19 protein-coding genes are annotated in these 25,156 nt (G+C 71.7%); 5 read left to right on the forward strand and 14 right to left on the reverse strand.

Going from position 1 to position 25,156, the window contains the following annotated elements:
* Positions 1-113: 113 nt before the first annotated feature.
* Genes ACWD01_RS22625 through ACWD01_RS22645 form a run of 5 tightly spaced genes read right to left on the reverse strand, consistent with a single transcriptional unit; the run spans position 114 to position 8,563 of the window.
* A complete protein-coding gene (locus tag ACWD01_RS22625; RefSeq protein ID WP_451164527.1) occupies positions 114-2,084 on the reverse strand; it encodes an ATP-dependent DNA helicase in 1,971 nt (656 codons plus the stop codon).
* Between the two features lie 52 nt (positions 2,085-2,136).
* Positions 2,137-4,059, reverse strand: a complete 1,923-nt coding sequence (locus ACWD01_RS22630; protein WP_451164529.1) for an IucA/IucC family protein — start codon at positions 4,057-4,059, stop codon at positions 2,137-2,139.
* Positions 4,060-4,118: 59 nt separating this feature from the next.
* The gene (locus ACWD01_RS22635) at positions 4,119-4,949 is read right to left on the reverse strand and encodes a GNAT family N-acetyltransferase (protein WP_451164531.1); all 831 of its coding nucleotides are present in this window, start codon (positions 4,947-4,949) and stop codon (positions 4,119-4,121) included.
* A 42-nt stretch (positions 4,950-4,991) separates the two neighbouring features.
* Complete coding sequence (locus tag ACWD01_RS22640) at positions 4,992-7,157, reverse strand: IucA/IucC family protein (RefSeq protein WP_451164533.1); 2,166 nt, start codon at positions 7,155-7,157, stop codon at positions 4,992-4,994.
* Positions 7,158-7,186: 29 nt separating this feature from the next.
* Complete coding sequence (locus ACWD01_RS22645; RefSeq protein WP_451164535.1) at positions 7,187-8,563, reverse strand: diaminobutyrate--2-oxoglutarate transaminase family protein; 1,377 nt, start codon at positions 8,561-8,563, stop codon at positions 7,187-7,189.
* 454 nt (positions 8,564-9,017) lie between these two features.
* Between ACWD01_RS22645 and ACWD01_RS22650 the strand changes: the two genes are divergently transcribed.
* A complete protein-coding gene (locus ACWD01_RS22650; protein WP_451164537.1) occupies positions 9,018-10,193 on the forward strand; it encodes a trypsin-like serine peptidase in 1,176 nt (391 codons plus the stop codon).
* Positions 10,194-10,482: 289 nt separating this feature from the next.
* Positions 10,483-11,652: a trypsin-like serine peptidase gene (locus ACWD01_RS22655; protein ID WP_451164539.1), complete on the forward strand. Its 1,170-nt coding sequence runs from the start codon at positions 10,483-10,485 to the stop codon at positions 11,650-11,652.
* A gap of 138 nt (positions 11,653-11,790) precedes the next feature.
* On the opposite strand, the gene hflX is transcribed toward ACWD01_RS22655, so the two are convergent.
* From hflX to miaA, 6 genes are all read right to left on the reverse strand, one after another.
* Entirely contained in the window at positions 11,791-13,281 is a 1,491-nt protein-coding gene (gene hflX, locus ACWD01_RS22660; RefSeq protein ID WP_451164541.1) for a GTPase HflX, read from the reverse strand.
* Between the two features lie 180 nt (positions 13,282-13,461).
* The gene (locus ACWD01_RS22665) at positions 13,462-14,946 is read right to left on the reverse strand and encodes a M1 family metallopeptidase (RefSeq protein ID WP_451164543.1); all 1,485 of its coding nucleotides are present in this window, start codon (positions 14,944-14,946) and stop codon (positions 13,462-13,464) included.
* Between the two features lie 77 nt (positions 14,947-15,023).
* On the reverse strand, positions 15,024-17,120 hold the full coding sequence (locus tag ACWD01_RS22670) for a RelA/SpoT family protein (RefSeq protein WP_451164545.1): 2,097 nt from the start codon (positions 17,118-17,120) through the stop codon (positions 15,024-15,026).
* Positions 17,121-17,259: 139 nt separating this feature from the next.
* Positions 17,260-18,174, reverse strand: coding sequence for a diaminopimelate epimerase (gene dapF, locus ACWD01_RS22675; protein WP_451164547.1), 915 nt, complete (start codon positions 18,172-18,174; stop codon positions 17,260-17,262).
* Between the two features lie 72 nt (positions 18,175-18,246).
* A complete protein-coding gene (locus ACWD01_RS22680) occupies positions 18,247-18,690 on the reverse strand; it encodes a hypothetical protein (RefSeq protein WP_451164571.1) in 444 nt (147 codons plus the stop codon).
* A gap of 106 nt (positions 18,691-18,796) precedes the next feature.
* Positions 18,797-19,735, reverse strand: a complete 939-nt coding sequence (gene miaA / locus ACWD01_RS22685) for a tRNA (adenosine(37)-N6)-dimethylallyltransferase MiaA (RefSeq protein ID WP_451164549.1) — start codon at positions 19,733-19,735, stop codon at positions 18,797-18,799.
* A 234-nt stretch (positions 19,736-19,969) separates the two neighbouring features.
* Between miaA and ACWD01_RS22690 the strand changes: the two genes are divergently transcribed.
* Both ACWD01_RS22690 and ACWD01_RS22695 read left to right on the forward strand, forming a co-directional pair.
* A complete protein-coding gene (locus ACWD01_RS22690; protein ID WP_451164551.1) occupies positions 19,970-20,152 on the forward strand; it encodes a gliding motility protein in 183 nt (60 codons plus the stop codon).
* Positions 20,153-20,227: 75 nt separating this feature from the next.
* A complete protein-coding gene (locus ACWD01_RS22695) occupies positions 20,228-20,485 on the forward strand; it encodes an antitoxin (protein ID WP_451164553.1) in 258 nt (85 codons plus the stop codon).
* Between the two features lie 78 nt (positions 20,486-20,563).
* Here the strand turns inward: ACWD01_RS22695 and ACWD01_RS22700 are convergent, their stop codons facing one another.
* From ACWD01_RS22700 to ACWD01_RS22710, 3 genes are all read right to left on the reverse strand, one after another.
* A complete protein-coding gene (locus tag ACWD01_RS22700) occupies positions 20,564-21,271 on the reverse strand; it encodes a class III extradiol dioxygenase subunit B-like domain-containing protein (protein ID WP_451164555.1) in 708 nt (235 codons plus the stop codon).
* Positions 21,272-21,360: 89 nt separating this feature from the next.
* Positions 21,361-22,863, reverse strand: a complete 1,503-nt coding sequence (gene miaB / locus ACWD01_RS22705) for a tRNA (N6-isopentenyl adenosine(37)-C2)-methylthiotransferase MiaB (protein ID WP_451164557.1) — start codon at positions 22,861-22,863, stop codon at positions 21,361-21,363.
* Between the two features lie 91 nt (positions 22,864-22,954).
* Positions 22,955-24,532 (reverse strand): tryptophan 7-halogenase, encoded by a 1,578-nt coding sequence (locus ACWD01_RS22710; protein WP_451164559.1) that lies wholly within the window; start codon positions 24,530-24,532, stop codon positions 22,955-22,957.
* Positions 24,533-24,700: 168 nt separating this feature from the next.
* On the opposite strand from ACWD01_RS22710, the gene ACWD01_RS22715 reads away from it, so the two are divergent.
* Positions 24,701-24,940 carry a DUF6269 family protein gene (locus tag ACWD01_RS22715; protein WP_451164561.1) on the forward strand — a complete coding sequence of 80 codons (240 nt, stop codon included), beginning with the start codon at positions 24,701-24,703 and terminating at the stop codon, positions 24,938-24,940.
* Positions 24,941-25,156 lie beyond the last annotated feature (216 nt).

The following is a 25,156-nucleotide window of genomic DNA, read 5'->3' on the forward strand; positions in this document are numbered from 1 at the left end:
TGCGCTGCCCGCGCCCCTGTGAGCACGAGAAGCAGGGCGAGCACCTTCCGCCCACTCGCGCTGCCCTTCCGACAGTCGCGCCTTCTGACAGGCGGACTGCTGTGGCAGCGGCGCTACTTGCCCTCCGCCTTGGCCACCGCGTCGATCGCCGCCAGGGAACGGCGGACCTGGTTGCGGTCCGTCGTGTACCAGAAGTCGGGCAGCGAGGCGCGCAGATAGGTGCCGTAGCGCGCATTGGCGAGCCGCGGATCGAGCACCGCCACCACACCGCGGTCTCCGGTCGCGCGCACGAGACGGCCCGCTCCCTGAGCCATCAGCAGCGCCGCGTGCGTCGCCGCCACGGCCATGAACCCATTGCCGCCCGCCTCCTCGACGGCCTTCTGCCGGGCGCTCATCAGCGGGTCGTCGGGACGCGGGAACGGAATGCGGTCCATCACGACGAGCTGGCAGCCGGGACCGGGCACATCGACGCCCTGCCAGAGCGAGAGAGTGCCGAACAGGCATGTCTCCGGGTCTGCGGCGAACGCCTTGATCAATTCGCCCAGGGTCTCCTCGCCCTGCAGCAGAATCGGATTGCCGATGCGGCCGCGCAGTTCCTCCGCCGCCGCCTTCGCGGCCCGCATCGAGGAGAAGAGCCCGAGCGTACGCCCGCCGGCGGCCTCCACCAGTTCGGCCAGCTCGTCCATCATGTCGCCGCGGGAACCCTCGCGCCCGGGGGTGGAGAGATGCCGGGCGACATAGAGGATGCCCTGCTTGGGATAGTCGAAGGGCGAGCCGACGTCGAGCCCCTTCCACTGCGGCACGTCCTCGCCCCCGCTGCCTTCCGGCGCGAGACCCAGCGAGGCCCCCACTCCGTTGAAGTCGCCGCCGAGCTTGAGCGTGGCCGAGGTGAGCACCACCGACCGCTCCGCGAACAGCTTCTCGCGCAACAGCCCGGAGACGGAGAGCGGCGCCACCCGCAGCGACGCCCCGAACCGGTCGTGCCGCTCGAACCAGACCACGTCGTACTCGGAGCCCTGGGAGATCCGCTCGGCGACGGAGTGCACACTCTCGACGGCGGCCAGCGCCTGCTTGCGCACGGCGTCCTCGTCCTGGACCGACTTGTCCCTGGTGGAGCCGATCGCGCTGATCACCGTACGGGCCGCGTCGCGCAGCGCCATCAGGGCGTAGCCGAGGTCCTCGGGGATCTCCTCGAGACGGCCGGGGAGGGCCAGCTCCATGAGCCGCTCGAAGGACTCGGCAGCCGTCTGGAGAGCGTCGGCCGCCTTCTCGTTGACGAGCTTGGCGGCACGGCGGACAGCGCGGTTGACCTGCCCGGGGGTGAGCTCGCCCGTGGCCACGCCCGTCACACGGGAGACCAGCTCATGCGCCTCGTCGACGATCAGCACCTCGTGCTGCGGGAGCACCGGGGCGCCTTCGATGGCGTCGATCGCCAGCAGGGCGTGGTTGGTGACGACGACGTCCGCGAGCTTCGCCCGCTCGCGCGCCATCTCGGCGAAGCACTCCGCCCCGTAGGCGCACTTGGAGGCGCCCAGGCATTCGCGGGAGGAGACGGAGACCTGGTGCCAGGCCCGGTCGGAGACGCCCGGGGTCAGATCGTCCCTGTCACCGGTCTCGGTCTCGTCCGCCCAGTCCCGCATGCGCAGCAGGTCCTTGCCGAGCTTGCTCGTGGGCGCCGCTGCCTCGAACTGGTCGAAGAGACCCTCCTCGTCGTCCTGCGGCACACCCTCGTGCAGGCGATGGAGGCACAGGTAGTTCGACCGGCCCTTGAGCATCGCGAAATCCGGCCGGCGTCGCAGCAGCGGATGCAGTGCTTCGACCGTACGCGGCAGATCGCGCTCGACGAGCTGGCGCTGCAGCGCCAGGGTCGCCGTGGCCACCACCACCCGCTCGCCGTGAGCCAGGGCCGGGACGAGATAGCCGAGCGACTTTCCGGTGCCGGTGCCGGCCTGGACCAACAGGTGGGAATCGTCGTCGATGGCCTCGGCCACGGCCTCGGCCATGGTGACCTGGCCTGGCCGCTCCACACCGCCGACGGCGGTCACGGCGGAGTGGAGGAGCTCGGGAAGGGATGGCTTCGTCATAGCCCGACCAGCCTACGGGGCGCCACCGACAACAGGATCACGCAGCGGGCCATCAGGCCGGGGCCAGCGGGTTGGGGACAGTGCCGTGGACGGCCGCGTGAGGGCGCTCCGGACGGTCGCGGTAGCCGTCGAGGTGGAGCCGGTTCCGGTTGAGGCACAGGCGCTCGATACGGGGAGTGAGCAGGTCGAACGTCTCGTAACGCTCCTTGAGCTCGGGGAAACGGGCCTGGTGGCGCAGGATCTCCGCCCGTACGAGCGAGTAGAACTGCTCCTCGGGAACGTCGAGTTGCTCCTCACAGAGCGGGGCGAGATAGCGGAACACCCCCACGAAGAGACCTGAGTGGATGAACTGGGTGAGGAAGCCGGGATCCTCGGTGAGGAGGATCCGCCGCACCTCTTCCGGCATCGACGCGTGCTCGGGCAGTGGCTGCGCACTGACGTTCACGTCGTCGACGAAGTCCTTGATCGCGAGGCGTACCGGGATGTCGTGGTCGTCGTGGACCACGATGGCGTTCTCGCCGTGCGGGGAGAAGACGGTGCCGTAGCGGTAGAGGAAATGCAGCAGAGGGGGCAGCAGGGCCGCGAAGAGCCGCTGGAGCCAGACGGCCGGGGCGAGACCGGACCGGCTGACGAGTTCGGCGGTGAACGCCCGGCCCTGTGGATCGGTGTGGAGGAGCGAGGCGAGGGTGCGGGCCCGCTCCCCCGCGTCCAGCCGCGGTTGAAGCGGCTCACGCCAGATCGCGCCGAGCAGTTCCTTGTACTGGTAGGGAACCTCGGGGAGGTGGTCGTACAGCGGATGCTCGACCGTCACGGACGCGACCTCGCCGAGCAGCACGACCCGGCACTCGTCGCGCAGGAACGGGTCCGCGTCACGCAGGCCCTGTACCCACGAGGTGACGGCGGGCGCCGCGAGGGTCCGCTCGGTGGGCAGTCCCCGCCACACCAGCGTGTTCAGGATGGACAGCGGCAGTTTCACGGTGTGGCGGTCGGGCCGGTCGATGTTCGTGAAGGTCCTGATGGACTGCTGGGGCAGCCTCCGGTCGCCGTCGCTGGGCAGCGGAACGATCTCGCCGCGCGCCACCGCGGGCGCGTAGAGGGGGAGCAGCACTTCGTCCCACTGCCAGGGGTGCACCGGGAGGAACAGGTATGCGGAGGGATCGAGGCCCTTGTCGCGCAGCGCGGCTGCGAAGGACTCACGGGTCTCTTCGTCGAGCTCGCGGGCGTACAGGACCTCCGAGCGGTCGAGCCCGGGGACCCCGCGGTAGGCCGCGAGACCGGTTTTGACCGCTATCCAGGGAAGGCGGGCGGGGCAGCGGGCTTCCGGCGCCCAGTGGGCGGTGTCGGTGGCGGAGAAGCCGATGCGCCCCTTGTTGAGCACCAGCCACGGGTGGCCGGTCTGGTGGCCTTCGAGCTCCGCGTAGCTGAGGTCCGCGAGCTCGAAGGCGCTCAGAGCGGTGCCTTCGAGGCGGGTGTCCCCGGTCAGGGTGACGGACATTTCGCGGATCAGATGGCCGAGGGTGGCTCCGTCGAGGCCGAGCAGGGTCCTCGCACGGGCGAGGAAGGCCAGCGGGTCGGAGAAGGGAAGGCCGTCGCATGCCACGGAGCCGGGAGCGATGCGCCAGCTTCCGTAGGCTCCGCGCCGGGCCCGGAACGTCAGCACGCCCATCCCTTCGACAGGGAGGGCGTAGAGGTCGCCGCCGGCCGTCGGTCCGGCGCCGGCCGGCCGGACCGAGCCCGGGACCGAAGGCGGGGTCGAGCCCGGGATCGAGCGCGGGATCGGAAGCGGGGTCGGAGCGGCGGGCTGGAGCGGGGCCGAGTCGTCCGGCTCGACCAGGACCGGCTCGATGATCTCTTCGTAGGCGAATTCACCGAGCATCTTGGCGAGCAGGCGGGCGGCTGCCCGGTCCCAGTTCCCGCGGGTCAGGCCGGGCGGAATGAAGGGGACGGAGCCGTGGCTGGCAGGGGACTTCGGCACGGGGACTCCTCAGATGGAACCGATGCGGATCGGGCGGTGCATGTAAGTCAGCGGGTTGTTCACAGCAGGTTCCGCAGCGCCCGGTCGCGGACCATGAGGGCGGCTCGCTTGTCCGGAAGGTCGATTTCCGCGGAAAGCCGAAAGCCGGAGCTGAGAAAGGCGGACAGGGAGGGGGTGTTGCGCAGGTCGGGTTCAGCGATGACGCGTGTGCACAGGGGCAGGTTGTCGAGCACGAGATCGGACACGGCTCGAAGGAGGGTGGAGCCGACGCCACGGCCGCGGTCGGCGACGCCACCGATGAGCAGATGGACGCCGGTGTCGTGCGGACGCGCGGGGTAGTGGCGGGCGAGCGGATCGAGGTCGGCGCGGTAGAGCTCGAAGTAGCTCATGGGTGTGCCGTCGAGGACGCCCAGGCAGGGGACGCTGCAGCCGTCGCCCTCGAGTTGCGCGGTGACGTGCGTGGCGGTGACAGCGTCGGGTCCCGCCAGCTCCCAGAAGGCGGCGACTGCGGGGTCGTTCATCCACCGGGCGATGAGCGTGAGATCACGTCCCAGGGCCACGGGGACGAGCCGGAAGGCACCGGCGGGCGTGGGGACCGGCCCCCACTCACCGGGCTCGCCGAGCAGTTCTCCCGCGGCGCCCCCGGCCTGCGACCTGGGGCGGGCACGCTCCGCCGGCGCACAGGGGACTGGTGCGTCGTCGTGGAACAGGGCGAGGAACTCGTCCGGGAGCCGCAGGTCGAGGGTGTCCTCGGCGCCTCCCGCCATCCGGGGAGGAAGCGCGTCGTCGGCGCCTCGCCCCGGGGCGGCAGGGAGGGTGTCCTCGATTCCTCCCCCCGGCCGGGGAGCGGGCCCCGGCCCGCCTGCGGTGTACGCATCGGTGGGAGGCAATGCGGCGTGCTCCTCTCGCGGTTCGGTGTCGGGTGTCGTGCCTCAGGAAGATCGGAGGGGATTGGCGATGGTGACGTAGACGGACTGGGTGTCGACGGGGCCGACGAGTTCGTCGAGTCCGTGCAGCCGGGTGAGCAGGTTGGCCTTGCAGCGGAGCGTGGGTGTCTCGAGCAGCTGACCGGGCAGCGGTGACCCCATACCGGCCGCGGAGGCGAGGAACTGCCGGAAGGCGGCGAGCAGCACCCGCTCGTCGGCGAGGCGCTGTGCCCCGAAGGCGCCGATCAGGCCCAGCACGCTGTTGATGCCGAGGTAGTAGGCGAAGCGCTCGTCGGTGACGTCGTCGGAGACGAACGAGTCGCTGTGCGCGCCGATGCCCGGGAGACGGGCTTCCAGCCGCTCGCGGTGGGACTCGCGGAAGTAGTAACCCTGGTTGTCCCGGTAGCGGCCACCGGTCGGCCAGCCGTCGGGGTCCAGCAGCACGATCGTGTTCTGCTGGTGGGCCTCGAGGGCGATGCCTGCGGTGGCATCCAGCCACAGCACGGGGCGTACGACCTGGTCGAGGTAGCGCAGGAACCACTCGGCCGCCACCGCGGTGAGGGGCCGGCCGGTACGGGCGGCGAGGCGTTCGACGGTGACCGCGAGGCGTGAGCGCATGCCCGCCCGTCCGGGCCATGGGCGGGGGGTGGTCAGGGCCGCGATGCAGACCGCGTCGTCGCCGGGGCCGAAGGGGTTGTGACGGATCATGACGTCGAGTCCGTGCACGGGTCCGGCGTCGGGCGTGTCGACGGCGAGCCAGGCCGGGTCGCGCACGATGTCGAAGCGGGGGTGGGCGGCCCGCCACTGCTCGGCGAGCCCGGCGCGGAGCAGTCGGTGGACCTCGACCCCGCGATGCAGTTCCTTGCGGAGGTTCTCCCGGCAGGAGTTGGTGATCCGCAGGCCGAGGGAGAGCTTCAGCATGGCCGGGGCGCCGGGCCGGTGCACCGTACGGACGGAGGAGGTGGGGTACCAGAGGTCGCCATGGGGACCGAGATCGTGCAGGAGGCCGGCGTCGAGCAGCGCGGAAACGGCCGCGCGCTGCCTGAGGTCGCGTGCCTGCCAGGGGTGCAGCGGCAGGGCGGCGCTGTTGCCGGGAAGCGGGAGATCTCCCGCGAGACGGGAGGTGAGCTGTTCGGCCGTGACGGCGCGGCCCTGTTCGGTCCAGGCCGACTCCGCGGCCAGTACCGACTTGTCGACAGCCATCCAGTGCAGGGGGAAGGAGCCGTACAACTCGGGCGAGTAGCTCCGTGCTTCGGCCTCGGAGAGTCCTTCACGGCTCTTGGGCGTCGGGTGGAGGGGGTGGCCGAGCAGCAGCGACTGCTCGGCAGTGAGGAACAGGTCCGCCTCGGGAGCGGCGGAGGGGCGCGCGCGCCGGTCGGTGATGAAGTCGGCCGTGCGCCGGGCGGAGTCGGCGACCCGCGCCACGAGATCGGTTCCGTCGCCGTGGCCGCTCTCGCGGCCGAGCAGCGCGGCGACGGTCACGGCGTCGGCCCGGGCGGCCTCGTGCGGGCTGCCCTCCAGGGCGGGAGGTCCGAAACGGTGCCATCCGGTGGCCGACCAGTAGTGGACGGGGACCAGCAGTGCGGTGCCGCTGGCGGCGAGGGGGATGCGCAGGGTGGGTCCGTCGGGGCGTGCCAGGCCGTTCTCCCGCGCCCAGCAGCGCAGCAGGTTCTCCACGGTGGCCGTGTCCGCGGCGCGGCGCGCATCGGGGTCGTCGAGGGGATCCGGGCACTCCGCCCGGTCGGGGTCGCTGAGGTGGTCGGGGCGCACGTCCGGGCCGAGGTCGTCCAGCGGGCCCGAGCGCTTCAACGGGTCCAGGTCGCTGACCAGGTCCGGCTCGGCGCCGGAACAGCCGGCTCGGTCGGAACGGCCTGCGCCGTCGAGGCGGTCCAGGTAGTCGGGCCGCTCGGGCCGGTCCAGGTTGCCGGGACGGTCGGGGCCGTCGGAGCTGCCGAGGCCGTCGCGGCCGTCGGAGCCGGCAAGGTCGCTGGGGGCACTGGGGGGCGTCGGCGTGGCCGCGGCAGCGTCGCGGGCTTCGTCGAGGTGGCCGGCCTGGCGTGGCACCGTCGCGGGTTCCAGTACGAGGGGGCCGCTCACGCCGCCCTGCTCGCGGTGGTGGCCGGCGGGGCCGTCGTGGGACTCGGGCGCATCGGGTGCGGGAGTGGGGTTCACGGAGGGCTTCCTTGTGACGTGGTCCGGGGTCAGTGCGACTGCCTGTGGTCGGTGCGGCCCTGCGTGGAGCGCTCAGCGGCGGCCAGGGCGTCGGCGAACCGCTCGAGGACGGCCGCCGCTTGTTCGTCGGTCAGGGTGAGCGGAGGGAGCAGGCGCACGACAGCGGCCCGGCGTCCGCCGAGTTCGACGATGAGTCCGCGGCGCAGACACTCCTGCTGGACGAGGGCCGCGAGCCGGGGTGCCGACGGCGGGACGACCGCGTCCGGTGCCATGGAGTCGGGGTCTACGAGTTCGACGCCGATCATCAGGCCGCGGCCGCGTACGTCGCCGATGCAGGGATGGGCGGCGGCGAGCCCCTGGAGGCCGGCCAGCATGCGGGCGCCGAGCGTCGCGGCGTGCTCGGCGAGGCGGTTCTCCCGGACATGGGCGAGGGTGGCGGCGCCCGCCGCCATGGCGAGTTGGTTGCCCCTGAACGTGCCCGCGTGCGCTCCGGGCTGCCAGGCGTCGAGCGCTGATCGGTAGACGATGACGGCGAGCGGAAGGGACCCGCCGATGGCCTTGGACAGCACCATGACGTCCGGTACGACTCCGCTGTGCTCGACGCCCCAGAAGGTCCCGGTGCGTCCGACCCCGGTCTGCACCTCGTCGGCAATCAGCGGGATCGAGCGGGAGGCGGTGACCTCACGCATCCGGCGCAGCCAGGCGTCGGGGGCGGGAATCACCCCGCCCTCCCCCTGCACGGGTTCCAGGATCATGCCGGCCGGCTTGGGGACACCGCTCTTGCTGTCGTCGAGGAGGCTCTCGGTCCAGCGGGCGGCGAGCTCCGCGCCGCGCTCGCCGCCGATCCCGAAGGGGCAGCGGTAGTCGTGCGGGAACGGCAGGCGGGTGACCCGTACGTCGCCGGCGCCGCTGGAGGCTTCGAGCGCCCCGGCCGTCATGCCGTGATAGGCGCCCGTGAAGGCGAACAGGCCGCTGCGGCCGGTGGCGGTCCTGACGAGTTTGAGCGCGGCCTCCACCGCGTCCGTGCCCGCGGGCCCGCAGAACTGGATGCGCCCGTCCTCGACCAGTGGCCGCGGGAGCGTGGCGAACAGCTCGGTGACGAACGCGTCCTTGACCGGGGTGGCGAGGTCGAGCACGTGCAACGGGGCGCCCGAGTCGAGCACCTTCTTGATCGCTTCGAGGACCACGGGGTGGTTGTGCCCCAGCGCCAGGGTGCCCGCGCCCGAGAGGCAGTCGAGGTACCGGCGGCCGTCGGCGCCCTCGATCGTCAGGCCCCTTGCCCGCACCGGCACGATGGGCAGTGAGCGCGCGTAGGTCCGGGCGGCCGACTCGCGGAGCGACTGTCTGCGCAGAATCCCCTCGTGAGCTGCGGTCGGCGCCACCGGAGCAGGTTCGGTCACGGCCACGGCTGTTCGTCCTCCGGCTGTCACAGTTGCGTTGCACATCGGTACGGCACCCCCGCGGGGCGCACCGGCGTTGAAGGCTGTCCTCGCGTCCCCCGCCCGTACCAACGACGCGGGGGGCCGGGGATCACGGCCGATCGGAAGATCCTTACGGTCCGGAACCATGGACCTGCCGCACGCCGTCCCCATCGGCACCGGCATAGTGGGGGCCGCACTCCGGCGGCCACGAGCTGTGCAGGAGGGGTCAGGAACGCACTCCTTCCGGAAGTTCCTGGGTAATACCGACAATTCAACAGCTTGACCCAACCGCCCGGCCCACGTGGTCGGTCAGTGGTCGGTCAATCGACCGGTTCGACCGACGGGTTGAGCCGACGGCTTCCGCCGAGCAGTCCAACAGTTCTGTCCAACCGCTGAGTTCAATCGATCAGCAGCACTGAAGTCCCAGGGGGATCAAGAGATGCGACCCATTCGCCCGACGCTGGCAGCGGCCTCGATGGCCGCGGTGCTGGCACTTGCCGCCACTGGCTGCGGCCCCAGCGAGGACAACGCCGGCGGTGAGCCGAGCGCTTCGGCCAGTCAGCCCGCCGACGGCAAGATCACTATTCCGGACGATCTCAAGGACCGCCTCAAGGAGCGCGGGATCGACCTGGACAAGTGGAAGGACGGCGAGTGGAAGAACTGGGACAAGGACAAGTGGCTGCGTGAGGCGCAGGACTTCGTCAACCCGATCATCGAGGACCTCTGGGACCCGGACCGGATGCGGGACGCCGAGAAGCCCCCGGAGAAGCCGGTCGACAACGACATCTCGGGCGACGAAGGCGTCACCGACCCCGCCCCGGCCCCGGTCGACGCCCAGGCCGTGAAGGCCCCGTACCGCGCGAACGCCGCGGAGGCCGGCAAGGTCTTCTTCGACGGTCCGCAGGGGTCGATGGTCTGCTCCGCGACCGTGGTGAAGGACCCGGCCCACCCCGGCAAGTCCAACATGGTGTGGACCGCCGGCCACTGTGTGCACGCCGGTAAGAGCGGTGGCTGGTACCGCAACATCGCGTTCGTCCCGTCCTACAACGACGGGGCCAAGGAGACCGCGGAGCTGGAGAAGGCGCCCAAGGAGGAGATCGCTCCCTACGGTGTCTGGTGGGGCGACTGGGCCCAGACCTCCGACCAGTGGATCTCCCAGGGCGCCGCGACCGGCGGCCAGGGCGCGGCGTACGACTACGCCGTCATCCACGTGACCCCGGAGAAGGGCAGCACCGGCAAGTCCCTCGAGGAGACGGTCGGTTCGGCCCTGCCGGTCGACTTCAACGCCCCCGCGGTGCCGAAGATCCAGAGCATGACCGCCACCGGCTACCCGGCGGCCCCGCCGTACGACGGCCAGAAGCTCTTCCAGTGCGCCGACAAGCCGGGCCGGCTGTCGCTGAAGGCGAGCGAGCCGACGATGTACCGCATCGGCTGCACCATGACCGGCGGTTCGTCCGGCGGCGGCTGGGTGGCGCAGGGCCAGGACGGCAAGCCGGCCCTGGTCTCCAACACCTCCATCGGCCCGGTGACGGCCGGCTGGCTGGCCGGTCCGCGTCTCGGCAAGGAGGCCGAGGGCATCTACGAGGCGGTCAGCAAGAAGTTCGCGGGCCAGTAAGGACGTCCGGGCGCGAGGGCGCCCGCGTGAACTGATCCGGCGAGGGTCCCGGCCGGGCGGCCGGGACCCTCGCCGCTCCTCGCCCACACCTGCGCCTCGCCCTCGTTCTCCATCCTCGTGGAAAGTCCGTGCAGTTGAGGGCCCGTGATGATGATCGTCCGTCCGCAGAGCCTAGAGTGGTGCCCCAGCATGAGGCGGCCCCGACGGCCGCCTCTTCCTATGACACGTCCATGGCAAGCGCGATGTGCCTTCCATGGCAGGTACAGAGCTTTTCAGGGGGAATCGTTCCATGCGATCCATACGACCACTGCTGGCCGCGGCCGGCCTCGTTTCGGCTCTCGCCCTGACGGCGACGGCCTGCGGCCCGAGCGGGACGGAGGCGGCGGACAAGCCTGCCGCGTCCGACGCGGCCGCGGACAAGGGAGGCGCCGCACTTCCCGCGGACCTGGCCGACAAGCTCAAGGAGCAGGGTGTCGGCCTGGACAAGTGGAAGAACGGCGAGTGGAAGAACTGGGACAAGGACACGTGGCTGCGTGAGGCCGAGGACTTCGTCAACCCGGTGATCGAGGGCCTGTGGAAGCCCGAGCGGATGACGACGGCCAAGGCGCCCGCGAAGACGATGGCGGCCGGCGACCTCTCCGGTGACCAGGGCGTCACCGACCCGGAGCCCCGCCCGGTCCGTGCCGAGCCGGAGAAGAAGCCGTACCACAAGAACGCCGCCCCCGTCGGCAAGGTGTTCTTCGACGCTCCCGAGGGCTCGATGGTCTGTTCCGCGACCGTCGTCAAGGACCCGAAGAACCCCGGCAAGTCCAACCTCGTGTGGACGGCGGGCCACTGCGTCCACGCGGGCCGGGCGGGCGGCTGGTACCGCAACATCGCCTTCGTCCCCGCCTACAACGACCAGGGCAAGTCCCCGGCCGCGCTGGAGAACGCGCGGCCGCAGGAGATCGCGCCGTACGGCGTCTACTGGGCCGACTGGGTCGCGACCTCCGGCGCCTGGATCAACGAGGGCGGCCCGACGGGCGGAACCGGCGCCCCGTACGACTACGCCGTGATGCATGTGAAGCCCGAGCGGGGCACCAAGTCCCTCGAGGAGACGGTCGGCGTCGCCCTCGACATCGACTTCGACGCCCCCGAGGCCAAGAACATCCGCGCCATGGGCGCCTGGGGCTACCCGGCCGCGCCGCCGTACGACGGCGCGCTCATGCACAAGTGCGTCGACCGGCCCGGGCGGCTGTCGATCGCTCCCGGCACTCCGACGATGTGGCGCATCGGCTGCACCATGACCGGCGGTTCCTCCGGCGGCGGCTGGTTCGCCGAACAGCCCAACGGAAAGCTGGCGCTGGTCTCCAACACCTCCATCGGCCCGGTCACCTCGGGCTGGCTGGCGGGTCCCCGGCTGGACGCGGACGCCCAGCAGATCTACACGATGATGAGCGACAAGTTCGCCGGACGGTAGGCGGGTTCGCCGGGCCGTAGGCCGGCCGGGCGACCGCACGCGAACACGCCGAAAGGCCCGCCCCCTGGGGGCGGGCCTTTCGGCGTGTTCAGCAGGCGCAAACCACCGCAGTGCCATCGGCGCCTGGCGGAGAGAGTGTCAGTGTGCCGCCGGCACGTACGGGGACAGGGCCGCGGCCAGTTCCTCGTGCACCCGGGCCTTCAGCAGTGTGCCCTCCGTGGTGTGCTCCTCGGAGAGGACTTCGCCGTCGGCGTGGACCCGCGAGACCAGCTGGCCCTCGGTGTAGGGAACCAGTGCCTCGATCTGGATCTTCGGCCTGGGCAGCTCGTCGTCGATCAGCTGCATCAGCTCGCTCATGCCCGCACCGGTCCGGGCCGACACCGCGATCGCGTGCCGCTCGATGCGCAGCAGACGCTGCAGTACGAGCGGGTCGGCCGCGTCCGCCTTGTTGATCACGACGATCTCGGGCACGTCCGTCGCGCCCACGTCGCGGATCACCTCGCGCACGGCCGCCAGCTGCTCCTCCGGCGCCGGGTGCGCTCCGTCGACCACGTGCAGGATCAGGTCGGAGTCCCCGACCTCCTCCATGGTGGAGCGGAACGCCTCGACCAGGTGGTGCGGCAGGTGCCGTACGAACCCGACGGTGTCGGCCAGGGTGTACCCGCGGCCGCTCGGGGTCTCGGCCCGCCGGACGGTCGGGTCCAGGGTGGCGAACAGCGCGTTCTCCACCAGGACGCCGGCGCCCGTGAGGCGGTTGAGCAGGGACGACTTGCCCGCGTTGGTGTAGCCCGCGATGGCGACGGAGGGCACCTTGTTACGGCGGCGCTCCTGGCGCTTGATGTCGCGGCCGGTCTTCATCTCCGCGATCTCACGGCGCATCTTCGCCATCTTCTCGCGGATCCGGCGCCGGTCCGTCTCGATCTTGGTCTCACCGGGGCCGCGTGTGGCCATGCCGCCGCTGCCGCCGCCACCCATCTGACGGGACAGCGACTGACCCCAGCCACGGAGCCTGGGCAGCATGTACTGCATCTGCGCCAGGGCCACCTGCGCCTTGCCCTCTCGGGACTTGGCGTGCTGGGCGAAGATGTCGAGGATCAGGGCGGTCCGGTCGACCACCTTGACCTTGACGACGTCCTCGAGCTGGATGAGCTGGCCGGGGCTGAGCTCACCGTCGCAGACGACGGTGTCGGCGCCGGTCTCGAGCACGATGTCGCGCAGCTCCTGCGCCTTGCCCGAGCCGATGTACGTGGCCGGGTCCGGCTTGTCGCGGCGCTGGATCACGCCGTCGAGAACCAGCGCACCCGCCGTCTCGGCGAGGGCCGCCAGCTCCGCGAGGGAGTTCTCCGCGTCCTGCGCGGTCCCCGAGGTCCAGACGCCGACCAGCACGACGCGCTCGAGGCGCAGCTGCCGGTACTCGACCTCGGTGACGTCCTCGAGCTCGGTGGAGAGGCCCACCACCCGCCGCAGCGCGGCACGCTCCGAGCGGTCGAACTGGTCGCCGTCCCGCTCGGTGTCGATCTCGTGGCTCCAGGCGACGTCCTCTTCCATCAGGGCATCGGCCCGAAGGCTCTCTGTGCGCGTCTCCGCGAAGCTCTGCTGTTCCTGGGAAGGGGATGAAGAGGAGGTCATTGGATCCTTACGTCGATATGGAGAGCGGACGCCGGCCAGATGCCGGGCCGCTCCGTTGCCAGTGACAACGCGTGGGGGCCCCGGATGATTCCCCCTGGGGGTTCCGGTCCCGGCAGCGCCGCCGACCCGCCGATGGTCGCACGGGCCCGCCGGGACCGTCACCCCGATTTCGGCGGCTTCTCAGCGGCGGCGGGCCTTCGTGGCGCCGCTCCCGGCGTCCTCGACGGCCGGGCTGCGCCAGTCGGGGTGGCCGGGCATCGCGGGCGTCTTCTTGCCGTACAGCCAGCCCTGGAAGAACGTCGAGAGGTCACGCTCCGCGATGCTCGATGCGAGCTGTGTGAAGTCCTCCGTGCCGGCCGTGCCGTCCTGGTGCTCCTGGACCCAGGTGCGCTGCAGGCGCTCGAAGGCGCTCTTGCCGATCTCCTGGCGCAGCGCGTACAGGACCAGCGCGCTGCCGTCGTAGACGACGGGCCGGAAGATGCTGAGCTTCTTGCCGGGTGCGGCCGCGGCCGGCGCCGCCGGCGGTCCGCCCGCCGCGCGCCACGCGTCGGAGTGCTCGTACGCCCGGCGCATCCGGGTCTCGAGCGACTGCTTGGACTTCTCGTCCGCGTACAGCGCCTCGTACCAGGTGGCGTGGCCCTCGCTCAGCCACAGGTCGGACCAGGTGCGCGGGGTGACGCTGTTGCCGAACCACTGGTGGGCCAGCTCGTGGACCATGACGGAGTCGACGTACCACTCGGGGAAGGCGTCCGAGGTGAACACGGAGCGTTCGAAGAGCGACAGCGTCTGGGTCTCCAGCTCGAAGCCGGTCTCCGCGTCGGCGATCAGCACACCGTAGGTCTCGAATGGGTAGCGGCCGACCTTCTCCTCCATCCAGGTCAGCTGGGCGGGCGTCTTCTTCAGCCAGGGCTCCAGCGCCTCACGGTCGGCGGTGGGGACGACGTCGCGCAGGGGCAGCCCGTGCGGGCCCTGCCGCTCGACGACGGACGAACGGCCGAGGGAGACCTGGGCCAGCTCGGTGGCCATGGGGTGGCCCGTGCGGTAGACCCAGGACGTCTGCTCGTCGGTCCGGGCACGGGCGACCCGCCGCCCGTTGGCGACCACGGTGATGTCCGGCGGCGCGGTGACGCGGAAGGTGAAGTACGCCTTGTCGGACGGGTGGTCGTTGGACGGGAACACCCGGTGCGCGGCGTCCGCCTGGTTGGCCATCACCAGGCCGTCGCCGGTGCGCACCCAGCCGCCGGCGTCCTTGGGTCCGCGCGGGTCGCTGGTGTGCGCGACGGTGATCCGCATCCGCGAGCCGGCGGGGATGTTCGCGGGCGGGTCGATGACGAGGTCCTCGCCGGCGGTGGCGAAGTCGGCCGGGGTGTCGTTCACCATGACCGAGCGGACCGTGCCGTGGGTGAAGTCGAGGTTGACGCGGTCGAGCCCCCGGGTCGACCAGGCGTCGATCTTCGTGACGGCTTCGAGGGGCCGGTCGTTGCGGCCTTCGTAGGCGAGGGCGATGTCGTACTCGAGAACGTCGTAGCCGGGGTTGCCCAGTTGGGGGAAGAGCCGGTCGCCGATGCCGAGCGCCTCCGGCGAGGGCAGGGTCGCGGCGATGAGGGTGGCCGACGCGGCGGCCAGCAGGGCGGCACGCATACGGCGCCGGGATGTGTGCAGCATGGACTACCGCTACCAGCGCCCCGCCGTACGGACCGCGACGGCACGCGACGGGCGGCCGCGCGCCCACCCGAACGAGGTCAGGCGGTGGCCGCCGGATGCTGGGTCCGGCTCACGTCGTACACCCCTGGCACGTCGCGCATGGCTCTCATCAGGGCCGGGAGCCCGGCCGCGTCGGGAAGTTGGAGGGTGTACGTGTGCCGGACCCGCTGCTGGGTCGGCGGCTCCACGGTGGCCGAGACGACCGCGGCCCCCTGCCCGGCGATCACTTCCGTGAGGTCGGCCAGCAGCCGGGGGCGGCCGAACGACTCGGCGACCAGCGTGACCCGGCATTCGGCCGCGTCGCCCCAGCGCACGGGCACCGGCGCACGGCCCGCGCCGGTCATGCGCGCCACCGCCGGGCACCCCTGCCGGTGGACGGTCACGGCTCCGCCGCGTACGGGGAAGCCTGTGACGGCGTCCGGCGGTACGGGGGTGCAGCAGCCGGCGAGCCGTACGGTCGCCTCCGGGTCGTCCACCACGGCGTTCACCGATACCGGCCGGCCGGCGGGGAGCGGGGCGGGCCTGCGGGGGGCGGGGGAGGGAGCCGCGGCGCCCTCCGGGTGCGTGTCGAGCCAGCTGGTGATGGCGATCCGGGCGGCCGGGGTGCGGGCGTGGTCGAGCCACTCCGGGGACGGCCCCGACGCGCTGTCCTGGGCGAGGAGGACGTGCACGGTGTCGCCGTCGCCGAGGACGGTGCTGAGGGTGGCGAGACGGCCGTTGACGCGGGCGCCGATGCAGGTGTGCGCCGCTTCGCCGTACTGCGCGTAGGCGGCGTCCACGCAGGTCGCCCCGGCCGGCAGGCCGAGTGCGCGGCCGTCGGCGCGGAAGACGGTGATCTCCCTGTCCTGCGCCAGGTCCACGCGCAGGGAGGTCCAGAAGGTGTCGGGGTCCGGGGTGGACTCCTGCCACTCCAGCAGCCGCGACAGCCAGCCCGGCCTGGTCGGGTCGGCCCGCTCGCCGTCCGCCGGCTCCGCGCCGCCGGCCGGCTCCGCGCCGTCCCCGGGGACGTACGGGTTGCCCAGCGCGATCACCCCGGCCTCGGCCACCTTGTGCATCTGGTGGGTGCGGATGAGGACTTCGGCGACGGCGCCGTCCGGGCCGGCGACGGCGGTGTGCAGCGACTGGTACAGGTTGAACTTGGGCGCCGCGATGAAGTCCTTGAACTCGGAGATCACCGGCGTGAAACAGGTGTGCAGTTCACCGAGGACGGCGTAGCAGTCGGCGTCCTCCGAGACGAGGATCAGCAGCCGGCCGAAGTCCGTGCTGCGCAGCTGGGTGCGCCGGAGGCAGACCCGGTGCACGGATACGAAGTGCCTCGGTCTGATGAGCACTTCGGCGCTGATGCCCGCTTCGCGCAGGGCGGCCCGGAAGTCGTCCGCGAAACCGGCGAGCGCGGTGCACGAGGTGGCGTTCTCCGCGATGACCGCCCTGGTCCGCTCGTACTCCTCGGGGTGCAGGATCGCGAAGACCAGGTCCTCCAGTTCGCTCTTGAGCGCCTGGACGCCGAGCCGTTCGGCGAGCGGGATCAGCACGTCGCGGGTGACCCTGGCGATACGTGCCTGCTTCTCGGGGCGCATCACCGTCAGGGTGCGCATGTTGTGCAGCCGGTCGGCGAGTTTGATCGACATCACGCGGACGTCGTTGCCGGTGGCGACGAGCATCTTGCGGAAGGTCTCCGGCTCTGCGGCGGCGCCGTAGTCGACCTTCTCCAGTTTCGTGACGCCGTCGACCAGATAGCCGACCTCGGCGCCGAACTCGTCCTTCACCTGATCGAGGGTCACTTCGGTGTCCTCGACGGTGTCGTGGAGCAGCGACGCGGTGAGCGTGGTGGTCTCCGCGCCCAGTTCGGCCAGGATCAGCGTCACGGCGAGCGGGTGGGTGATGTAGGGCTCGCCGCTCTTGCGGAACTGACCGCGGTGGGAAGCCTCCGCCAGCAGGTACGCCCTGTGCAGCGGGGCGAGGTCCGCGTCGGGGTGGTGCGCCCGGTGCGCCTCCACGACGTGGCCGATCGCGTCGGGGAGCCGGTCGCGCCCCGTGGGGCCCAGCAGTGCGGCGCGGCCCAGCCTGCGGAGGTCGATCCTCGGACGGCCGCGCCTGCGGCTGTGGGCACCTGGATTGGTCGCCTCTGCGCTCATGGGGCACCTCCGCCGACTTCGACCGGCGGTACGGAGAACTGGCGTGCCTCCGGGCCGGTGCTTGATGCTACCGAGCCCACCACGTGGAGCAGTCCACCTCTCGCTCAGCGTGAAACAGATCACCCATTCGAGCGAAGCGCTAGGCGGTCACGGTTTCGAGCAGAACGGGGTCGATCAGCCCTTCGGCGACGATCGCGGCGGGGCCGGTCATCTCGATCCCCCCGTCGGGCCGCTCCGTGATCACCAGACGGCCGCCGGGCAGGTCGACCCGGTACGTGACGGGAACGCCCGTGACGGCCGGGTCGAGGCCGTCCCGGCGCGCGGCGGCCACGGCGACGGCGCAGGCGCCGGTCCCGCAGGAGCGGGTCTCACCGGAGCCGCGCTCGTGGACGCGCATCGCGACGTGCCGTTCGCCGCGGTCGACGACGAACTCCACGTTGACCCCGTCCGGGTAGACCGACGCCGGAGCACACTGCGGCGCGGTGAACAGGTCACCGGCGTGGGAGAGGTCCTCGACGAAGGCGACCGCGTGCGGGTTGCCCATGTTCACGTTCGTCGCCGGCCAACTGCGGGCGCCGACCGTGACGGTTGCGCTCTCCTCGGGCAGCACGGCCCGCCCCATGAAGACCGTGATGTCGCCCGTGGCGGAGTCGCCGCCAGGAGCGGCCTTGGCGAGGTGCACCTTCTTGATCCCGCCGCGCGTCGCGACGGCCAGCTCGCCCGGCTCGATGTGGCCGGCGCGCTGGAGGTACCCCGCGAAGACCCGGACGCCGTTGCCGCACATCTCGGCGACGGAACCGTCCGCGTTGCGGTAGTCCATGAACCACTCGGCGTCGCCGGCCATGTCCCGGGCCTCCGGGTGGGCCGCGGACCGCACCACGTGCAGCAGGCCGTCGCCGCCGATACCGGCCCGGCGGTCGCACAGCCGGGCGACGACCGCGGCGGGGAGGTCCACCGCGTTGTCCGGGTCGGGGATGATCACGAAGTCGTTCTCGGTCCCGTGGCCCTTGAGGAAGGGGAGGGGCGACGTCTGCGAGGTGCTCACGCACCCCATCCTACGAGGACGCTCCGACAGTGGCGGAGCGGGCGTGCCGACCGTGCCGGAGCCTGTCCCGGCCCGCGCCGGTCACCTCAGCCGGGCGACCCGCCACACGGCGAGGGCCACGAGCACCGCGGCGACGCCCACGTACAGCGCGATCACGCGCCAGTCCGGGCGCTCGCCGGAGCCGCGCGAGGGCAGGCCGGGCCAGGTGTGGCCGACGCGGCGCGCCGCCATGACGCCCCAGCCGGCGGCGCAGCAGCTGATCAGCAGGCCCAGCATCGCGACGACCGCTCCCCCGTCGCCCGTACCGAAGGCGAGCGGGAAGGCGAACATCAGCGAGCCGGTGGCCGCGAGGCCGACGATGGGGGCGAGCTGCCAGATCCTGAGCCGCCGGGGCGGCCGCAGCTCGACCTCGACCTCGTCCGCGAGCATCTCCTGCTCGTCGGGACCGTCGGGACTGAGACCGGACGGGCTGTCCGCCACGTCCCGCCGTTGCTGCTGTTCCGTGTCGCGAGGGCCGGCCTCCATCGCCACGCGCCCTCCCAACTCGGACTCAACTGTCGATCGATGCTCGATGATGGCACGCCCCCGGGCGCCGGAATGACGGGCGGAGCGTCCCGATGCCATCACGTGATCAGGCTGTGACCGCTCGTTCGATCAACGTCAGGGCACGACGCGGAAGTTCCTCCCGGTCGTCGGCGGCGCCGCTCAGCCAGTGCACCCTCGGGTCGCGCCGGAACCACGAGTCCTGACGGCGGGCGAAGCGTTTGGTGGCGCGCACGGTCTCGTCGCGCGCCTCCTGCTCGGTGCGCTCGCCGGCGAGCGCCGTGAGCACCTGCTGGTAGCCGAGGGCGCGCGAGGCGGTGAGCCCCTCACGGAGCCCCTGCGCCTCCAGGGTGCGCACCTCGTCGACGAGGCCCGCCTCCCACATCCGGTCGACCCGTACCGCGATGCGCTCGTCGAGCTCGGGCCGTGCGACGTCGACGCCGATCTGGACGGTGTCGTACACGGCGTCGTGGCCGGGCAGATTGGCGGTGAACGGCTTGCCGGTGATCTCGATGACCTCCAGGGCCCGAACGATCCGCCGGCCGTTGCTCGGCAGGATGGCCCGGCCCGCCTCCGGGTCGGCGACGGCCAGCCGGGTGTGCAGGGCGCCGGGACCGCGCTCGGCCAGCTCCTCCTCCAGGCGGGCCCGCACCTGCGGGTCGGTGCCGGGGAACTCGAGGGCGTCGATCGCCGCGCGTACATAGAGGCCGGAGCCGCCGACGAGGACCGGGGTGCGGCCCTGCGCGAGCAGCCGGTCGATCTCCGCCCGGGCCAGTCGCTGGTACTCCGCGACGCTCGCGGCCTGGGTGACGTCCCAGATGTCGAGGAGCCGGTGCGGCACTCCCCCGCGCTCCTGTGGCGTCAGTTTGGCGGTGCCGATGTCCATCCCCCGGTAGAGCTGCATGGAATCGGCGTTGACGACTTCGCCGTTCAACTGCCGGGCAAGGAATACCCCCAGATCCGACTTTCCGGCTGCGGTGGGACCGACGACGGCGATGACCCGCGCTGCGGGAGCTGCACTTCTCACCGGCCCAGTCTCCCAAACGTGAACGCATGTCCCCGAACGAGCGAGGTGACGGCGGCCCCTCGGCGTCGTTGCCTGTTGCAAGGTTCCGTATGCCGGTTTCGCACCGGTAGCCGTGCGTGACGCAGGACGGCGCTCCGAGCGGCGCGGATCTTCCCGGCACGAGTAGGGTATGGAGTAGATATGGGTGTTTTCTCATGGTTTCGCGGTAAGTCCGCAGCAGCGGAGGAGGCCGCGGTGCCCCCGTTGCCTGCCGAGGCTCCGGCGGACGAGGCGTCGGAGGTGACCGACGGCGCGGCGCCCGCCGGAGACCCGGCAGCGGTCGCCGGGAGCGCTCCGGGCGAGGCGGTGGAGATCCCGAGGCAGCAGTCGGCCGAGGATGCGGCGGACAGCGAGGCCGGCGAAGGCACCCGCACGTAGTTCCCGGACGACGCGCGTCGTCCGGGCGGAAGTGGTTCCGGCAACAGATGTTCCGGCGACGAGGGAAGGTGCTCCATGGGGTTCCTGGACAACCTGAAGGCCAAGATCGGCCCCGCAAAGGACAAGGTCTCCGACCTCGCCCAGCAGCACGAGGGCCGGATCGGTCAGGGCCTGGAGAAAGCTGCCCGTACGGTCGACGCCAAGACCAAGGGCAAGTACAGCAACAAGATCGAGACGGGTACCGGCAAGGCCAAGAACGCCCTGGGGCGCATCGCGCACAAGGACGGGCACGGGACGACACCGCCACCGCCGCCACCGCCGCCGGCACCCTGAGCTGAACCGGACCGGTTCAGCGCACGACGGCCGTGGAGCGACGCGCTCCACGGCCGTCCGGCGTTCGTGCCGTGACCGCTACGACCAGGCCGCGACGAAGTAGCCCACGCCGTACGGGGCGTCCTCATGGAGCAGCCGGCCCCCCAGGCCGGCGCCCTCGGCCGCCCCGGCGAGGACCTGCCAGGGGGCGCGGCCCGAGACCATGAGCTCGCGTGCCTGCAACTCGTCCAGCGCCCTGAGCCCCTCCAGGTCCGCCGCGCCGAGCGCGTCGGCGGCCCGCCGGTCGAAGTCCACCGCACGCTCGTCGAGGTAGCCGGGCGCCTTGAGCGTGCGGCAGGCGCTGCCGTCGCCCATCACCATCAGCGCGACGCGCTCGGCGCGGGCGGCCAGCTCCCGGCCCGTCGCCACGCAGCGCTCGGTGTCCAGCGGCTCACCGACCCCGAGCCCCTCGACGGGAGCGGCCGACCAGCGGTCGCGGTCGAGCAGCCAGGCGCCGACGGCCAGGGAGGGGGGCAGCGCACGCTCCTGCCCGGGCCCCTCCCCCAGGCGCACTCCGAGGTCCACGCCGAATCCCCGGAAGGACCCGGCCGTACCGGCGGCATGCGGTCCGCGGTGAGCCTGCTCCGCGGGTCCGACCACGAGGAGCAGGTCCGGCCCGGAGGCCGCGAGCACGGCCACGGCGTCGGCGCACGCGGCGCGGACCGCGTCCAGTTCTGGCGCGGCTCCGGAGGCGACCTCCGGCACGAGGAGCGGCGGGCACGGACACACGGCGGCGGCTACGAGCATGATCCGCAGCCTAGTCCGCGGCGTCGCGCCCACGGGACAGCCACCGGGGCCGGCCGTCGTGACCGGGCCCGCAACAAAGGGCCCGAGGCTCAGGCCGTCGCGCAGCCGCCCGTGGCCGGCGGCAGGGGCGCGGGGACGCCCACCGCGGGCAGGCCCAGCATCACGCCGGCCGGCTTCGCGGCCTCCGCGGTGTGGCGCTTCTCCCACGCGTCACCGGCGCGGGTGCGGCGTACGGACGTCACGGCGCCCTCCGCCAGCAGGTGGTGGGGGGCCGCGTAGGTGATCTCGACGGTGACGACGTCGCCGGGGCGCACCTCGGCGTCGGGCTTCGTGAAGTGGACGAGACGGTTGTCCTGGGCGCGGCCGGAGAGCCGGTGGGTGGCTCCGTCCTTGCGGCCCTCGCCCTCGGCGACCATGACCTCGAGGGTGCGTCCGACCTGCTTCTTGTTCTCCTCCCAGGAGATCTCCTCCTGCAGGGCGACCAGGCGCATGTAGCGCTCCTGGACGACCTCCTTGGGGATCTGCCCGTCCATCGTCGCCGCGGGCGTGCCGGGGCGCTTGGAGTACTGGAAGGTGAAGGCGTTCGCGAAGCGGGCCTCGCGCACCGTGTGCAGGGTCTGCTCGAAGTCCTCCTCGGTCTCGCCCGGGAAGCCCACGATGATGTCGGTGGAGATGGCGGCGTGCGGGATGGCGGCGCGCACCTTCTCGATGATCCCGAGGAAACGCTCCTGCCGGTACGAGCGGCGCATCGCCTTCAGGACGGTGTCGGAGCCGGACTGCAGCGGCATGTGGAGCTGCGGCATGACGTTCGGCGTCTCGGCCATGGCGGCGATCACGTCGTCGGTGAAGTCGCGCGGGTGGGGCGAGGTGAAGCGGACCCGCTCGAGGCCGTCGACGGCGCCGCAGGCGCGCAGCAGTTTGCTGAAGGCCTCGCGGTCGCCGATGTCGGAGCCGTACGCGTTGACGTTCTGGCCGAGCAGGGTGATCTCGCTGACGCCCTCGGCGACGAGCGCCTCGATCTCGGCGAGGATGTCGCCTGGCCTGCGGTCCTTCTCCTTGCCGCGCAGCGCGGGCACGATGCAGAAGGTGCAGGTGTTGTTGCAGCCCACGGAGATCGAGACCCAGGCCGCGTACGCCGACTCGCGGCGGGTCGGCAGGGTGGAGGGGAACGCCTCGAGCGATTCCGCGATCTCGACCTGCGCCTCCTCCTGGACCCGGGCCCGCTCCAGCAGCACCGGCAGCTTCCCGATGTTGTGGGTGCCGAAGACGACGTCGACCCAGGGCGCCCTGGTGACGATGGTGTCGCGGTCCTTCTGCGCCAGGCAGCCGCCGACGGCGATCTGCATCCCGGGGCGCTTCGTCTTCATCGGGGCGAGCCGGCCGAGGTTGCCGTAGAGCTTGTTGTCGGCGTTCTCGCGGACCGCGCAGGTGTTGAAGACGACGACGTCGGCGTCGCCGTCGGCGCCTTCGGGTGCGCGTACGTACCCGGCGTCCTCGAGCAGGCCGGAGAGCCGCTCGGAGTCGTGGACGTTCATCTGGCACCCGTAGGTGCGGATCTCGTAGCTGCGGTGGCGGGTGTCCTGCGCGGTCATGCGACAAGGGTAGGCGGTGCGCGGGTCTCCCCCGTACGCGGAGCCGTGCGGGAGCCCGCCCCGACGCCGGACCCGGAGGCCCGGCGGGGGATCAGAGCGGGCCCGCCCCCGTCGGCTGCGGAGTGGGACGGCTGTGGAGCCGGCGCAGGTACTGCTCCGCCGTGGGCAGCGTCTCCAGCAGGATCTGCTGCTGGCGCTTGATCCGCAGGAAGTGCGCGTCGGCCACGTCCCGTGCGTCCTGCCGGTGGGCGAGCGCGGCCCGGGGCGCGGTACGGGCCGGGTCCAGCGCCGCCAGTACCCCGACGTGGCCCAGCTCATGGGCGGCCGGGGCCAGGCCCGCCCGGTGCGCGGCCAGGCAGTCCGCCAGCTCCGCGGAGAGCGGCAGTTCCCGCTGGGCCTTCCAGAACGGGGTGTCCGCGCGGGGTGCGGCCCGGTAGATCAGCTGGGCGAGGTCGCGGGCGCGGGCGTGCCCGGCCGCGGCGTCGCGGTTGAAGCGGGCCGCCGGACCCTCCCGGTCCTGGCGGGAGGGGAAGTCGCGTACCAGCCGGTCGAGGGCGGTCAGGACGCCGCCGCTCAGCGGTGCGGGCGCCAGCGGTTCGAGGGACGAGGCGGCGGGGCCGACGGCGACGCAGTTCTTCACCCAGGCCCGGCGGCTGTGCCCGGTGCGCAGACCGGTGTGGCGCACGACGGCCCGCTCGGGCCGCAGGCCCCACAGGCCGCACAGGGTGCGGACCGCTTCGTCCGGCTCCGTCCAGTCGCGGGCGTAGACGTGTCCGGCGCCGAACCTGCCCGGCAGCGGCGTCTTCCAGGCCCAGCCGTACGGCAGTGCGGTGGCGGTCGTGAAGGGATCGATGCCGTGCGCCGCGTGGTCGTCCGGGACCGTGACGGTGACCGCGCTGTCGCACAGCAGTCGGTCGCCGGCGGGGACGAACGGCTCCCGCAGCGTCCCGGCGATCAGCAGTCCCTCCGGTCCCGTGCAGTCGAGGAAGAAGTCCCCGTGCACGGCACGGCCGTTGGCGGTGTGCACGACGGTGAGCATTCCGTCCTCGTCCCGCTCGGCGCGGAGCAGTTCGTCATGGACGGCCCGGACACCGAATCGGCCGGTCGCCAGATTCCGCAGAAATCGCGTGAACATACGGATGTCGACATGCCAGCCGTACGGAAGAGCTGCCCGGCCGTCCAGCCACCGGGGGGATTTTCCGGCGTCCATCAGCGGCGGTTCGCGGAAACACGCATGGTCGAACGGCTCGATCGTCTCGCCGTTCCTCCTGCGGTACTGCCAGTGCTCGGAGAGGAGCGAATCCTCGCACTCCGGGATTTCCGAGCACGGGGCGTAGAAATGATCCGCTCCCCCGCTCCCCATGGTGCGGGCCGCGCTTTCCGCCGGTCCTTCCGTGCGCCAGTTGACGTAACGGACAGCCGTTCTGAACGACGCGCAGCAGGCCCGCATCCATTCGTCCTCGAGCACCCCGAGACGGTCGAAGAGATCCCGCTGGATCTCCGGCCCTACGGCTGTGACCTGCCCCGTTTCCGGGGAGTCGGCGCGTGACGGCGTCTCCAGCACGGTGACGGAGACGGTTTCGCGGAACGCGGACGCGAGGCGGGCGGCGGCCGTCCAGCCGGCTGCCGTGCCGCCCACGACGACGATTCGCGTGATGTGACTGTCCATGGAATGAGCCTGTCTCCCTTTCTTGTACGGCATGTATATCGAAGCTGTACCGGCCTGTATCGATCTGTATCGGCGCCTACAGATCCGCCGGGTAATTCATATGTCAATGCGGCCGAACCTGTTGGTGCGGGACCTGAACGGGACCCGGACTCACCTACAGGAGGAATAATGTTCGACGCCGAAACCGGCCCGTCCCGGGTCCAGCACCCGTTGGAAGTTCTGGCGGAGATCGAGCAACAGGGAACCGTCGACGAGGAACTGCTGCTGCAGGACAGCTCCACGCACTGGGGCGAAGTACTGGCCGACTACGTCGACGCCCTGAACGCACTGGCCGCCCACGAGTCCCACGCCAATGCGGGGATACCGAGATACGGGCTGGACGAGGGACACGCCGGCGGCTGCGGCTGATCGGACCTGAAACGGCCCGCCGGCCGGCCATGAGAGCGGCCGGCCGGCGGGCCGAAGGTGCGGAGCAGCAAAGAAGGAGCAGGAAAGAGCGAGCAGGAAAAGGAAAAGGGAAAGCGCTCAGTGAGCCTTTTCAGCGTGACCACCGATCGGGTGATGGCCTTGGTGCCCGCAACGGACAGGGCTCCCGTGCCGTTGGGTGAGGTGTTCGAAGTCTCA

This window comes from Streptomyces sp. NPDC002835, assembly GCF_053591995.1.